The 13,897-nt window shown below is 40.6% G+C and carries 14 protein-coding genes; 6 read left to right on the forward strand and 8 right to left on the reverse strand.

The features are described from left to right. Positions 1-34: 34 nt before the first annotated feature. A complete protein-coding gene (locus tag L3V77_RS17450) occupies positions 35-922 on the forward strand; it encodes a hypothetical protein (RefSeq protein WP_275137536.1) in 888 nt (295 codons plus the stop codon). 87 nt (positions 923-1,009) lie between these two features. Then, entirely contained in the window at positions 1,010-1,309 is a 300-nt protein-coding gene (locus tag L3V77_RS17455) for a hypothetical protein (protein WP_275137537.1), read from the forward strand. Between the two features lie 254 nt (positions 1,310-1,563). Here L3V77_RS17455 and L3V77_RS17460 read toward each other — a convergent pair whose 3' ends face one another. After that, positions 1,564-2,226 carry a hypothetical protein gene (locus L3V77_RS17460; RefSeq protein WP_275137538.1) on the reverse strand — a complete coding sequence of 221 codons (663 nt, stop codon included), beginning with the start codon at positions 2,224-2,226 and terminating at the stop codon, positions 1,564-1,566. Between the two features lie 181 nt (positions 2,227-2,407). On the opposite strand from L3V77_RS17460, the gene L3V77_RS17465 reads away from it, so the two are divergent. Then, positions 2,408-2,581 (forward strand): hypothetical protein, encoded by a 174-nt coding sequence (locus L3V77_RS17465; RefSeq protein ID WP_275137539.1) that lies wholly within the window; start codon positions 2,408-2,410, stop codon positions 2,579-2,581. A 271-nt stretch (positions 2,582-2,852) separates the two neighbouring features. On the opposite strand, the gene L3V77_RS17470 is transcribed toward L3V77_RS17465, so the two are convergent. Continuing rightward, positions 2,853-4,481 carry an adhesin gene (locus L3V77_RS17470; protein ID WP_275137540.1) on the reverse strand — a complete coding sequence of 543 codons (1,629 nt, stop codon included), beginning with the start codon at positions 4,479-4,481 and terminating at the stop codon, positions 2,853-2,855. A gap of 415 nt (positions 4,482-4,896) precedes the next feature. Between L3V77_RS17470 and L3V77_RS17475 the strand changes: the two genes are divergently transcribed. Together L3V77_RS17475 and L3V77_RS17480 are read left to right on the forward strand one after the other, a co-directional pair. Beyond that, positions 4,897-5,343: a hypothetical protein gene (locus L3V77_RS17475; RefSeq protein WP_275137541.1), complete on the forward strand. Its 447-nt coding sequence runs from the start codon at positions 4,897-4,899 to the stop codon at positions 5,341-5,343. Positions 5,344-5,378: 35 nt separating this feature from the next. After that, the gene (locus L3V77_RS17480; protein ID WP_275137542.1) at positions 5,379-5,621 is read left to right on the forward strand and encodes a hypothetical protein; all 243 of its coding nucleotides are present in this window, start codon (positions 5,379-5,381) and stop codon (positions 5,619-5,621) included. Here the strand turns inward: L3V77_RS17480 and L3V77_RS17485 are convergent. The 3 genes from L3V77_RS17485 to L3V77_RS17495 all read right to left on the reverse strand — a co-directional run bounded on the left by L3V77_RS17485 (position 5,591) and on the right by L3V77_RS17495 (position 8,091). Continuing rightward, complete coding sequence (locus tag L3V77_RS17485) at positions 5,591-6,121, reverse strand: VCBS domain-containing protein (RefSeq protein ID WP_275137543.1); 531 nt, start codon at positions 6,119-6,121, stop codon at positions 5,591-5,593. The genes L3V77_RS17480 and L3V77_RS17485 overlap by 31 nt on opposite strands. Positions 6,122-6,275: 154 nt before the next feature. Further along, complete coding sequence (locus L3V77_RS17490; RefSeq protein WP_275137544.1) at positions 6,276-7,187, reverse strand: LysR family transcriptional regulator; 912 nt, start codon at positions 7,185-7,187, stop codon at positions 6,276-6,278. A gap of 109 nt (positions 7,188-7,296) precedes the next feature. Continuing rightward, positions 7,297-8,091, reverse strand: coding sequence for a sulfite exporter TauE/SafE family protein (locus L3V77_RS17495; RefSeq protein ID WP_275137545.1), 795 nt, complete (start codon positions 8,089-8,091; stop codon positions 7,297-7,299). Between the two features lie 178 nt (positions 8,092-8,269). On the opposite strand from L3V77_RS17495, the gene L3V77_RS17500 reads away from it, so the two are divergent. Beyond that, the gene (locus L3V77_RS17500; RefSeq protein WP_275137546.1) at positions 8,270-8,908 is read left to right on the forward strand and encodes a Crp/Fnr family transcriptional regulator; all 639 of its coding nucleotides are present in this window, start codon (positions 8,270-8,272) and stop codon (positions 8,906-8,908) included. A gap of 6 nt (positions 8,909-8,914) precedes the next feature. On the opposite strand, the gene L3V77_RS17505 is transcribed toward L3V77_RS17500, so the two are convergent. From L3V77_RS17505 to L3V77_RS17515, 3 genes are all read right to left on the reverse strand, one after another. Continuing rightward, positions 8,915-10,243 carry an anaerobic sulfatase maturase gene (locus L3V77_RS17505; RefSeq protein WP_275138250.1) on the reverse strand — a complete coding sequence of 443 codons (1,329 nt, stop codon included), beginning with the start codon at positions 10,241-10,243 and terminating at the stop codon, positions 8,915-8,917. Between the two features lie 157 nt (positions 10,244-10,400). Continuing rightward, positions 10,401-12,005 (reverse strand): sulfatase-like hydrolase/transferase, encoded by a 1,605-nt coding sequence (locus L3V77_RS17510; RefSeq protein ID WP_275137547.1) that lies wholly within the window; start codon positions 12,003-12,005, stop codon positions 10,401-10,403. An 88-nt stretch (positions 12,006-12,093) separates the two neighbouring features. Next, positions 12,094-13,863, reverse strand: coding sequence for a solute:sodium symporter family transporter (locus L3V77_RS17515; protein ID WP_275137548.1), 1,770 nt, complete (start codon positions 13,861-13,863; stop codon positions 12,094-12,096). Between the last annotated feature and the right edge of the window lie 34 nt (positions 13,864-13,897).

The following is a 13,897-nucleotide window of genomic DNA, read 5'->3' on the forward strand; positions in this document are numbered from 1 at the left end:
AGATGGATCGAGATTAAAAATTGGAGGATTAGAAATGAGATGGTGTTCCCTTATTTTGCTATTAATGTCCGGCTCAGTGTTTGCACTGGAGAAATGGGAAACTGCGCTACCATTGCCTGAATCTATCAAGCAGACGCTCCTATTAATAGATAAGCCAGAAACGACTTATTATGAGCATGAAATAGCAAAGCTAAAAGGATGGGCCGGAGATTGTTTTAAAGAATTAGACGAGAACAAAGAAACGGATGACGCGGGTAGACCAATTTTTTCAAAAGGTTACATGAGAATAACTTATTCAGTGCCAGACAATCGAGCTATCGCTGAGTTTTCAGGGCATCATGCCTTTTTAAGGACTAATTGGTTTAATTGCAAACTAAGTGATAGTGAACTAGCCAAGATAAATGCGCAGGTGTTACGTAGTTTGGAGTCAGCGTATGAGTCCGAAATAAAGGACAAAAAGGCGCTAAGTGATGCAACCAAGCAATGGAATGTTTATCATCAAGAGAACTGGTTATATGCTACCGTTATGACAATGGATGAAGACAAGCCACGCGAGTGGTTTCTGGGCTATGACACAGAAACCCAAAAGATGTTCATCTGGTTGACTAATCCAATGGATGAATTTGGGGCTCCGATAGGGTCTCATGTACAGAAGGGTTACTTGGATTTTTGTAACGGTGATAAACGAAAAATAAAACTTCCAGTTGACGCCGAAGCCATGGGTTTTGAAATCCTTTGTATTATTGACGAAAAGGACGGGCAGTGGATTGCACAAACGATTTTGGTTGTAGGTAACGAGCAAGATGAAAACAAATTAATTCAAAAGTTTAAGTCTAAGAATTATGTGAATATTAACAATATGCGGATTTCGGCCAAAGGTTTTACTAAAGCTTATAGTACGATAGCGACTTACCACCAATAACTTTCTTAACCTGCAATTAAGCTTTGATTGCAGGTTAACGTGCTTGTCCTATAGTCCATATATTGCGTTTATTTATAAGGATGTGAAATGAAAAATAACAAATGGTTATTTTGTGTGACGCTTTTATTAACTCTGTATTATTCTAATGCTGTAAATGCGGAACGAGGAAGAACCCGTGGTGTGCAGCAAACCTACATAAATGATAAATATGGTGAAATTACGAATGAGATGGAAATACCTTGTGCGTGCCAGTTTGATGAACATCGTTCCACAGCGCCAAAATATTTGAAGTATAACGGTTACCTTTGGGCTTGCATGAAGTTTGATAACAATGGATATTGCCTAGAAACAGAAAGAGTTAAAAAAGCCAATGTTTTTCAACCATAATATTTTTGTTTTAATGACTTTACTTTTTGTTTAGCTTGCAGGCCGCATCGGTGAGTAAGTGACCTTTCCACTACAACAAATCAGCGCTTAAGAATCGACTTAATATCTAGAGCGTTTCATTTTTGTATCTTCATGATGACTGTTATTACGCTCATACTTGGTAAAGTGCCTGTCCTTTTACGCTTTCTTTTACGCTTTCAGAGTAGTCCCTTTTATTCATAGTTAGGTTCGTTTATCCACCAGTTTTACCAAATTTAAAAATATGATGAAATACTATAAAATAATATCCAGGGTGAAACGGGGTACATCATTAACGTACTTAGATTAAAAGACCAGCTTGATTGTAATTCATTAGGATGATTTATCCCGTTGAAATCAATTATCTCGGACTCTAATATGTCACTAAAATTGTAGCCAGTTATAACAAATTCTTCGCCATTATGGGCCAAAAAAACAGGGTTATAGGATGTACCCAAATCTGGATGCCTCACGAGAATACGTTTCAATGTTAGTTTTGTTCCACAGGGTAATTTCTTAATAGATGTTAAGTCTTCTGGGTACTTCGTGTAGTTAGACGGTGCAATTGAACCATAGGTGAACCCGACAAATTTTTTAGGGTAATATCTCGCGTCCCAATCACATGCCAATGTTATTTCGTCGCCTATAGAGGGGTAGATAAGTGTGTTTTCTGAGTGATCGGAGAAAAGAAAATACCCAGGCATAAGAGCAAGCGAAACAACCAAAAGTTTGAGCTTTATAGATGAAATTTTCTTATAAATTAAAAACGCACCAATAAATACGAAAGGGACGGACATCAGAGGCCCCGTGAACCCTTGATTAACCGAACCTGCCATAATGAAGGTAAAACATATGCTCAACCCCAGAATAAGGCGAATAGTAGACCACTTTTTTTGCATGAAAAATGTCCTTTCCTGTTAAGTCAGTAATCACAACTGGGTCAGTTATACTTCCTATCTATTTAATTTGCGTTATCTAGCCCTTAAACTTAATATGCAACACTACACCACGTTTTACGGCATAAAACTTTGATCGTTCTCTATTTCTGTACTGGCAAAATACCGTGTCAGGATCAGTTGCATGAACCTTTTACTCTTGGCGCATAGGTGTCAGCTTCTTGTTGGTTTTGTATATGTGCGGAATCGGCTAGAAACTATTCTCTATGTAGGCGCAGAAGGGCTTAAAGAGCGAACCAAGCGTACAACATTTATCCGAGTACAAGAACAAGAGAACAACGTTTACAGTAAAGAGTAAATCTCGCAGTAGTCGTAAAACTTTGCACAAAATTGAGCAAGTGGCGACTATGTGCTGATCTAGGTTGTGCAAGAAAGCAGCTTACTCCGTTAAAGAGAGTGCAGTTTTTCCCTCTAGTCATAAAAAAGCTCCAATCGATACAAACATGGATTAGAGCTTAATTGCGAGAATATCCTTTAGAGCAGGTACGTTGTGTCTCTTTTGTCCAAATATTGTCGAGAGTAAGAATTTAAAAGGCGGTACCGGCCCTATTAGATGATCCTGTCCAAAACTAAGGTGCCATTGAACAGGTAAACGTTGCCTCAACTAAAGTATCCTCTGTATTCCCACCTGACTTAGTTATCATAGACGCTAAAATAGCGTTCTCTTTCCCTTTGATTTTAACGAAATGGCTTTCTTTGACAGAGTCATTCTCTTTCCAAACTAAGGTTCCCGATGAATTCACTTTCCATGTGACGTTATTCGTTTCCTCAGTATCGTTATACTTGATAGTACCGACATCACTTGAACGTAATTGAAGAGAAAAATTGTTATATGGTATGTTTTCTCCGCCTTTCGTTGTTGTTATAACAAATTCGCAAAGGTCATAATCTTCTCTGAAATTATAAAAATCATCAGAACGCGTAACGGATATTTCATTTAAATCACCAAGCAGAAGAGTAGAACCTGATTCTTCAAGTACATTCACTTCAGTCGTGGTAGAAAAACGGCCAATCCGTGCAAAGCTATATGAACCTTCGTCCTGATCGACGAAACTGAGATCACCCCAAGGATGAACGGTTATGGTTTCTCCTTCTTGGTCAGACATGTCTTGAGCATTGTAAAGTCCTCCTTCACCATCAGAATCAACACCCGCACTTAACGTTCTGAATTGATCTGTCCCCTCTAATCGGTAGGTTCCAAATTCCCCAGAATAAGCTTGCGCTGATTCGCCAGAATACAGCTCTTGGTTATTGGTATGAGCAATAATATATTCAGTCGTTGAGACAAATGTGAGAATATTCCAATTATCAGCATCTTGTTCATGCATACTCCATGCACCAATTAATGAGTTATCATCACTAGTAATACGGGTAAAAGTGAACGCTCCTTCTCCCGGTGCAGTAAAGTTAAGATCGTTTTGCTCAACTGAGATAGTAGTAGAAGGCGGTAGGTCAGATAATCCACCTGAAGAATCAGACTCGCCAGTAACATTAACAAGAAAACCACCCGTTTCAAGGTCCCAAGTATAGGTGCCATACTCTACAGAGCCTGCTTCCTGATCGCCATCATCACTGTGTTCATGAATAATAATGTATCGAGCCTCATCGATAAAGGACAGTACATTGCGTTTGTTTTTCCCTTCAGATAACACCCATGACCCAAGTAGAGTGCTCTTGAAGTGATTTTGCGCATCCTCTTTGCTAACAATCGTAAGACCTAAACCCGATAACCTACTGGCTACATCAGTATCAAAACTTACAGATGTAAGATCTATTCCACTCGCATCAGTAAACGCGGCAGTGGTTACCTCATCAATGGTAATTCCATTTTCTGGGTTACCATCTTTATCTAGTGTTTGTAATATTTGTAAGATATTGGTCTGTGTAGTCGGCTCATCGCTCATATCCATAGGCGTAATTATGCCGCTGGCTAACACGGGAGGAAATTCTAAATCGTTAATAAAAAAGGTGACCGTTTCTCCATCAACATAATCGTACTCGCCAAGTTCATTGGTTGTGCCTTGTTTTGTTTCAGTTCGATATGATATACCTCCTACAGGGCTATCAACAAACATCCCGGTTAATGTCGCACTGCTCCCTGAATTATTGTTATCACTGTTATTGTCATTGTTGTCATCACTACCGCCACAGCCAACTAATATACTCGTTAACGTAAGCGCTAAAAATAATGTTTTCATTACCTTCCCTTCTATGTTTTTAAATTAGAGATATTTTAAGGCTAATAATTATCAGCAATTCAAAATGAAAATGAGCCATATTTGTGTTGAATTACTGGCGTATATAAAAGAGCAGTGTGTGATAGTAAGATTGGTTATTCATCACCCAAATGGGTGATGAATAATTAAAACATGAGTATAAATTGAGTTAGATCAATAGTCTGCGTATTTAGGTTACCCCGTTCACTTCTAATTCGAGTGGAACTCGGTGAAGGGAAAGGACATCTTTGGATACCTGAACGCTTCAAAGGTATTATTGCCAACAATCATTTGAAAATGCCACAGTAGGAAAGACCCACAAATACATTGTTTCGTTTCGGTTTACCAACGAGGAACACCAGTTCATTCTGGTGGGTTGATTTCAGGGATTATTGACGTGCCATTCGCACTGATTTTTCTCTGTTTGGTTGCGTATGTTGGTGGGGGATTAGTGTTAGTTCCTATTGCTGTATGGCTTGTCATCTTTCTTTTTGTTTGGGGAAGTTCTTTTCGAACTAAGCAATTGAATGAGGCAACAGCAAAACAGGAATCTCTACGTTCTTCATTCCTTATGGTAATGACCAAAACGTTGCAGGGCATAAAGCGGCAAGCCGTTGAATCGCGTATCTATAGTCAGTTTAAACGCATCAATTATGAGCGCTCTCTTAGTAAAGTATCAGAAGAGCAACAAAGCGCTTTCGCTCAAGAGTGTATTCAACTTGCATCATTGGCAACATCGGTAGTATTGGTGATTGTTGGTAGCTTGTGGGTGTTGGATGGACAACTCACAACCGGTGGTCTTGCGCGTGTTCAATTTTATCAGGTCGGGCTGTTGCACCATTAAGTGCGTTGGTTGGCCTGCGTGTAAAGTTGAATGCAATGCACAGTGCTAACCAAGTAATTGAGATGGTAAAAGCGGCAAACGACAATGATGACGAACTTGTTAAGAATCTAAATGTTGATTCTAAAATTGGTGCAATTGAGTTGGTTGACGTAATAATTGATCGCTTTGGACACCAGTATAAAGTATCTGGAGATTATCACTCGGGTGATGTCGTTTTAGTACAGAGCGATATCCGGCATATTGCTAGTCATATACTTGCGGCAGTTTCTGGCAACTGAGATACACTGTTGCCGCCGCTATTATCCGTCGCGATAATCGGAATAACTAACGTTTCATGCTCGCCAACGGCTAAGTGGTCAAAAGATTTATCACTTGGGTCTACGGTGTAACTGCCATCGGGATGTAATACAAAACCCGAGTGTGATAATGGCGTGCTATAGGTGACAGTATCTCCATGATCGATATCAGTTGAGGTAATTTGACCGGTAATCGGTGGTTGACCCTCGTCGACTGTATTTGAACTAATGAGGCCGATAACTGGAATATCGTTGGTGCCATTAATGGTGATAGTTATTTGATGTGGTGAACCATCAGTAGACTGGATAGCAATGATATCAGTAACGCTTGACCCTTTCCCTAAAGCTTGCACAATTGGATTGTTGTTGTCTAAGTTGTAGGTCCAAGCACCACTATCAGACAGGTGAGGCGTACCCAATGTGCTCACAATATCGGTATCTGAAAAATGTGCTTCACCAGCGTCGCTATCGATGATATTCAATTTCCCGAACGCAGATAAAACTCGTTCTTGTCGTGAACTATCTCGTTAAGGCCTACTATTTAAACAAGAAACAAAATGACGATATAACGAAAGCCGTTGAGAATTAGTATTTTTCCTAACGTGTCATCAAAAAAAACCGCTATAGGCGGGTTTTCTACCATTGATGGTTTAAATTGTAGAGCGTCGCCTGCGATTTAATGTCTTCGATAAATTCCTCAACCAAATACGGCCTCTGGCTACTTGCTCTAGTCCAAATTCCAATGTGGAAATGCCAAATAGGTTCTTTGAGGACCACTTCTACAATATTACGGTCACTTAATTTATTCAATACTGTGTTAGAAATGCACATTAAAGCATCGTTTTTCTCGACCATTGTTAAGGCGACTTCAAGAAACTGAGTTTCCAAAATAAAATTAACATTTTTCACTTTTTCTTTATCTAAATATCGGTTTATATGATCGAGCATCTCTTTTGAATGTTGAAAGCCAACCCAAGGATAGTGCTGTAAACCTACCAATTGCGTAACACCAGATTGGGCTAATGGATGTTGTTTATTGGCAATAATACAGAAGCGAGTAGGAATCAAAGGGATAAAATTGAGTTCATCATAGCCAGAAACTAGGTTGCCGTTGTCTCTACCAAGTGCCAGCTCCAATTCACCGTTTATCAGTTTCGGAAGAAGTTGCGCAATGGTATTGGATTGGATCTCCATATGAACGTTGGGATATCGAAGAAAAAATTTGGAGATCATGGCGTTGATGGGCATTTCCCAGGCAGGACCAGCACCGATGCGCAATTCTTGCTTCTCGCTGCCTAACGAATCGAGGTCTTTCTGAAGCGCGTTCATTTCGTGTTCGATTCTTAACGTGCGTTCGAACACTATTTTGCCGGCTTCTGTTAGTTCAACACCTCGAGCTCCTCGCCTTAGAAGTGAAGTTTGATATCTTTTTTCCAACAGCTTGATGCTCTTACTTAAAGCTGGTTGAGTTACCCCGAGTTTTAAACTGGCCTGAGATATACTTTGATGTAATGCGACTTCTTTGAAATGAACTAAAACCTTTTCCATAACTTTATTCTTCAAGAGTACAATGACGTTATAATACATTGATGAGAATAAATTTATTTTAACTTGCACAACTTATTAAGATTGAGAGATCAAATGAAACAACTTTCTATCATTTAAATAAGATCATTACGAGAGAAATAACAATAATGATAAGGGTTAATATATAAACATGTTTATCTTTTATCTTTTTCATTAATTTCATTGATATAGGAACACCAATAAATGCCCCTAATGACATAAGTATTGCTGTTGTCAAATCGCTTTGACCACCTCTACTATAATTTAGTGCAGTTAAACTGGAAAGAATAAGCGCCATCACTAGCGATGACCCGACGGATTTTTTAATTCCGACACCAAGTAAGGTATTAAATGCGGGCAATAACATCACGCCTCCACCCACACCCGTCGACCCCATAATTGTACCGCAAGTGGCCCCAGCTGAAACGGCCATCTTGTTTGAGTGCACACGACCAGATTGTCGGCTAGCGCATTGTCTATATTTATTGTAAATAGAGACTAAGGATAAGAGCATTATACCAATGATTGCAAACTCGATAGCGCTATTAATGGTCGTAGATAGGGCAGGGATACGGTAAAGATGGATAATCAACTCAGTGGTTATAAAGGTAGCAGGGAGGGCGCCTAACAGCATCCACCTTAGTGCCTTCCAATCGACATTTCCAACCATTATATGCGAAATACCAGCATTCGCTTTGACGATGGAAGAGATAATACTTGCGGTCCCGACAGCCATAATCGTATGCATGCCAAATATGACCTGAAGAATAGGAATAATTAAGACACCGCCCCCAACGCCTGTTAATCCAAGACATAAGCCTATGAGCGACCCCAATACTACTTTCATTAGGCTATCAACATTGAGCAATATTAATAAATGATCCACATAATCCTCGTCGCTAATTCGTAATACGTTGCTATTTATGACGTAATGTTTAAGTCATAATAAATAAAGAAATTGTACTTCGTTGCCAATATGAGGTTATTCTATAGGAGCACGAGTTCATCGATTATGTCGTGTGACATAATTGGAGAATAAATTATTTTTATGCGAACGAGAGACTATGACAATTGAATTAGATGCGGTTGTAAAGCGACTCAGTGAGAATACTAAAATTCATCAAGATAATTTTGAGAAGAACCAGATTATTTATCGTGCAAACCAAATCGCCAATGGATTTTATTTATTGGATTCCGGAATAGTTGGCTTGTATAAGAATACGGAAGCCGGTAAAGAACACTTGATTCGGGTGTATGGTAAGGGTGATTTTTTCGGTTATCGCTCGTTGTTTAGTCAAGAAGCGTATCACCTTACTACACGTAGCCTAACACCAAGCAATGTTTACCACATTCATATTTCACGTATCGAAGAACTTTATCAAAACACGCCCGACCTCTTAAATTTCTTAGTTAAATCCGTGTGTAGAGAGTTAGGAGAAGCAGAAAGTAGGCTATCTAATGTGGCTGGCTTTGGTGCGAAAATCCGAGTGCTAGATTCAATTATTGATCTGTTCGGACGCTTTAGTGATTATCCATGGACGGCAAGAGAGATCGCAGAGTTTTCCGGGACAGAAGCACAAACCGTGATTCGTTTCTGTCGCCTCTTAAAAGATAAGGGATTACTCGATCCAAACATACGTGGCATCGCCCCCGTTAATCTGCATAATCTCTCTCAATTTAGAGCCAAGCTTGTCAGCGATTGATGATCGTTATTTTCCACAGCATTGCTTAAACTTTTTGTTTGAACCACATGGACATGGGTCATTTCTACCGACCTTTTCAGTAGTAGAGACACTATTTTTAAGCTGCATTTCATGTTGGTGTACCTGCCACATGATGTCACTTGCAGGGCGACCAGACTCAACTAAATCGCGCATTGTGGCCATGTAAGGGGCGGTATATTTGAAAAAGTGCAAATAACCATCACATAAGTAATTGTGATTAGGTACGCCACTTTCTGACAATATAAATCTATGTTTAGGGCAACCACCATGACAAGCAAAACGAAACTCGCACGTTTTGCATTCTGGTGTCAATCTCGATTTTTTAGACTGACCAAATGCAATGGCTTGGTCGCTTTGATTCATCTCTTTGATTGATATTTCGTGTATGTTACCAAGCTTATATTCAGGATATACGTAGTGATCACAGCTGTATAAATCACCGTTGGCTTCTAGAGCGAGTGCTGTTCCACATGTTGGGGAAAATACACACACACCTCCAGGTTGTTTACACCAGTTGGCTAATGCGGTATCGAATGTCTGAATAAATACGGTGCCAACGTCTTTTCTTACCCACTCATCAAATACCTGGTTAAGAAATTCACCATATTGCCATGCAGGTACCGACCAACTTGTCACATTAGATTCGAGCGGTGAATCAGGGTGAATCAAAGTGAGTTGATCAGGGTTCGAGGATTTGGTCTGTTGTTCAACCAAGGGTATGAATTGCATGAACTTAGAGCCTATTGTTTTTAAAAAGTGATAGACCTCTTTTGGGTGCCGAGCATTGATGTTATTTACGACGGTCAAAGTATTAAAAGCGATGTCGTGATGAACAAGTCGTTTGATCGCTTGCATCACTCTATCGTGTGTCGCTTTACCTGATCTTGTTACTCTATAGGCATCGTGCAGCTCTGCTGGACCATCAATGGAGAGGCCAATCAAGAAATTGTGACGTTTGAAAAATTCACACCAATCGTCGTCGATCAAAATGCCGTTGGTTTGAAAGGCATGATGCACTCTTTTATTTCCTTTGTGTTTATCGACAAACTGAATGGCTTTTTGATAAAACGCTATCCCCATTAAGGTCGGCTCACCACCTTGCCAAGCAATATCAACATCTAGGCCTTGCTGCGCATCTATCTGCTGTTTAATGAAAAGCTCTAACGTTGTGTCGTCCATTTTCCAGTTTTCATTTCGTTCTGGGTAGAGCTTCTCTTTCTCTAAATAAAAACAGTATTTGCAATCGAGATTGCATACAAAACCAGATGGTTTTGCCATAACGTGACAGTTGGTAGGAAGGTTTTGAGTGGCCATTGTTTTCAATTAGACTCCTTTTATAAAGAGATGACAGCAGAGGGTTAATAGGAAAAAAGTTATAGCAGTATGTATACTTGAAATAAGCGAGTTAAAGCCAGCTTTTTTTAAAAAACTGGCTTTATTAAAAAATAACTTGATGTAACCCAAGATGAGGTTAACTTAATATAGGTTTTAGCATCTGCATATCTTGATTATGCTGCATTGGCAGGTGTTCCATATTGTGTAATCGGAACGATGCCCAATAACCCGCCCAACGAGGATCGGAACTGAATATTTCGGCGCCTTTATCTATTACTGCCTGTTTAATATTGTCGAATTCCTCAAGGTAAAAAAGGTTAACTTGATCATCGATATCTAGGTCATAAAGTTCTTGATACCCTGTAGAGGTATTGTAACCGTAGAACCAGCGACGGTTATCTAACTCGATTTGGAAACCCGCACCAAGGTTCATGCCGACGTGCATGCCTGTTTGATATACTTGGGTTAGTGGCCTACGTTCTTTTCCTTGTGTAAGAGGAAGCAAATTCCCCCCTTCCATATCGCTTGGTGTGTCTATACCCGCGACATTTAAAACGGTTGGTGCAACGTCTAATGATGAAACCAATACTTCGCTATCTTTAATCGCTGATGCGCAGGATTGTGGAGGCTTAACATACAAAGGAATAGAAAATATATCAGGTTGAAAATAGACACCTTTGTCAGCCATACCCATTCTTCCGTTCATGTCTCCATGATCGGCTGAAAATATGACCAAACTGTCCTGCCAAAGCCCGGATGATTTCAGGTAATCAATGAGTTTACCGACGCCATAATCGACGACTTCTACCTGAAGTAAATGACCCGCTATGTAATCCACTAACGTCTGCTTGTCGTAGATCCCCCAATATTTCCTATAAAGCTTGTAGATAGGATTATTTGGGAGATCATCACTGGCCATTAGGCGACGAAAGCTCTCTGGTATTTCGATCGCCTGCCTAATTTCCTGATAACGCTTTTCAAAACCAGCCGGAATAGAGTAGGGCTGGTGTGGGTCAAAAAAGTCCAGTTGACTAAAAATCGGCTTTGTTGGATCTTGGCGTTTGGCGGCTTTTATCTGGCGGATGGTCAGGTCAGCTAAGAACGTAGAATAGTGAGCATCAACTGGGAATGGTTGGCCATCTTCTTGCTCGATCCATCCGCCGAATGAATTACCAACGTTCACCATATCCGACTGCAATCCGTACAGCTCCCGTTTGTATACTGGCGGCAGAACCCCCATCGAGTCGATATAGTCGATATACCGGTCATCATCTAATACGGGTGGTCCCCAACGATCCCACGCGTGAACGTTTTCGCCAAAGGTTTCGACAAATTTAGCGACGCCCACGTGGCATTTTCCTGCGTGTTTAAGCGTGTAGCCCTCAGATTTAAGGTAATCTTGAAAAATAGTATCACTCGTCTCTAGATCGACTTGCGACCCACACGGTGCTCTTTCGCCATTGGTTAAGTATGGGGGATGTTGGCCAGTAAACAGTGCCGCTCTAGCTGGTCCGCATAAGGGACTTGGGGTAAAAGCCCGGTTAAATTTAGTCCCTTCTTGCGCTATTTGATTTAGATTTGGTGTGTGGATAACATTCGATAGCCGTCTGGCATCGTTGTAACAATCTGGCGAGATCATATCAACGGTTATTAAGAAAATATTAGGCTTATTAGCAACGTCAAAGGTCTTGTAGGCACCTTTACGCGACTTCCTATTTAGGAATTTGGTATCGCCAGTCATAAAAGAGTCCTCACTGGATAATTGTAATTAATGAGCCTGAATCGCAGTTTCAATGCTTGTCCAGAATGCAGAGACGGGCTCGTTGATTTTATTGGTTTTCAGCGAGAGAAGACGCTGATGGTGATGTTTTTGATAACCAAATTCTTCGAGCCACAAAACAAGACATTCCGAAAAGCGCTAACACAAGAAGCACCTTGGTAAGACTACCATTCTCACCGAGAATACCGATATTAGAGAATATGGTGTAAAGCAGGGCTAACAACCCAATAACCGTCCAGCTCGCGTGTTTTACGTACTTCCATTCCGTCACTTCAACCTGTTCGGTATACTTCTGTTCGAATGCGCTCTCTAATGGTTTGAGATAACGAACTACCATCATGATTGAGACCATCCATAAAAAATTAAGACCAACAACGTGGAGCCAATGCAATTTGACAAAACCTAGGTCATCCTTAAGCACGAAGTGAGCAATATAAAAACTCGCCATACCAATTGGCAGCGCAATGTATGCAGCAAGTGCTGGAGTACGTTTAGATACGATACCAACAAGAATCACGGTTAGAATTGGCACATTAATCACGGCCATAATGGTTCGCATTAGCGTATATAAGCCATCCGCTTGCGCAATAAGTGGTGCGATACAAACACAAATGGCAATCGTAATTGAACCAAAGATCTTACCTATCCGAACCGTCTGTCTATCAGATGCATCCTTGTTGATTATTCCTTTATAGATATCAAGGCTTACAAGCGTTGATAGGCTGTTTACTCCACTGTTAAAAGAGCTCATAACGGCGCCGAATAGTACCGCACCAAAGAAACCCGTTAACCAGGTGGGAAGCACTTCTCTAACCAAGGTTGGATAAGCCATATCTTTAGCAAGAATTTCCAATCCTTCCGCTGAAATCCCTCTAACAGGTACAGAGATCATTCCGCGTTGATGCATGTGCCAGGCAATAATGCCAGGTAGAACCAGCATCATGACACCAAAAACTTTCATAATTGCCGCTGCCAGAACGCCTTTTTGTCCCTCCGCTAAGTTTTTGGCACCCAATGCTCTCTGAACAATGGCTTGATTGGTACACCAGTAAAAAAGGTTGATTAGTAAAATGCCAGAGAATAATGTATGCCAAGGAATCGCCGCCCCATCTGAAACACCCGCTGCTTGCATCCGTTCTGGTGACTCAGTAATGACGATATTAAAGCCTTCAATCATGCTGCCATCACCAAGCTGGGTTAGGGCAAGTACAGGGACTAAAAACCCCGCGAATAGCAGGCCCACACCGTTTACTGTATCTGAAACTGCAACTGCCTTAAGCCCTCCGAAGACGGCGTATAAACCACCCATAATACCGAGGCTGATAACCATTATCCATGTTGCTATGTTTTCAGATACCCCCAAAATTTCAGCGACATTGAACAGCTTTCCTAAGGTAATTGCGCCTGCATAAAGTACAAATGGTAGGAAGCCAATTACAATTGCGTAGATAAAGATAAATGACGCGACACTTCTCATTCGCTTGCCGTATCTAGCTTCTAGAAACTGAGGCACTGTGGCGATGCCACCGCGTAAGAACTTAGGAAGAAAAACAACGGCAAGTACTATCATTGTTACCGCGGCTACGGTTTCCCACGCCATAACGCTTGCGCCATTTGCGAAGGCGTTGCCGTTGAGCCCTGTTAATTGCTCTGCAGAAATATTGGTTAGAAAAAGCGAACCTGCAATAACGAACCATGGAAGACTTCGACCGGCTAAAAAATAACCTGTTGTTTCGTTTAAATTTTCATCTTTAGTAACTCGGTATGATATCCAAGCTACTAACAGTGTAAATATAATAAATGACCCAATGGCAATCATAATATTATTCTCCGTGTGTGAAGCACTTTTATTC

It is taken from the genome of Vibrio sp. DW001, from assembly GCF_029016285.1.
In the GTDB taxonomy this organism is placed as follows: domain Bacteria; phylum Pseudomonadota; class Gammaproteobacteria; order Enterobacterales; family Vibrionaceae; genus Vibrio.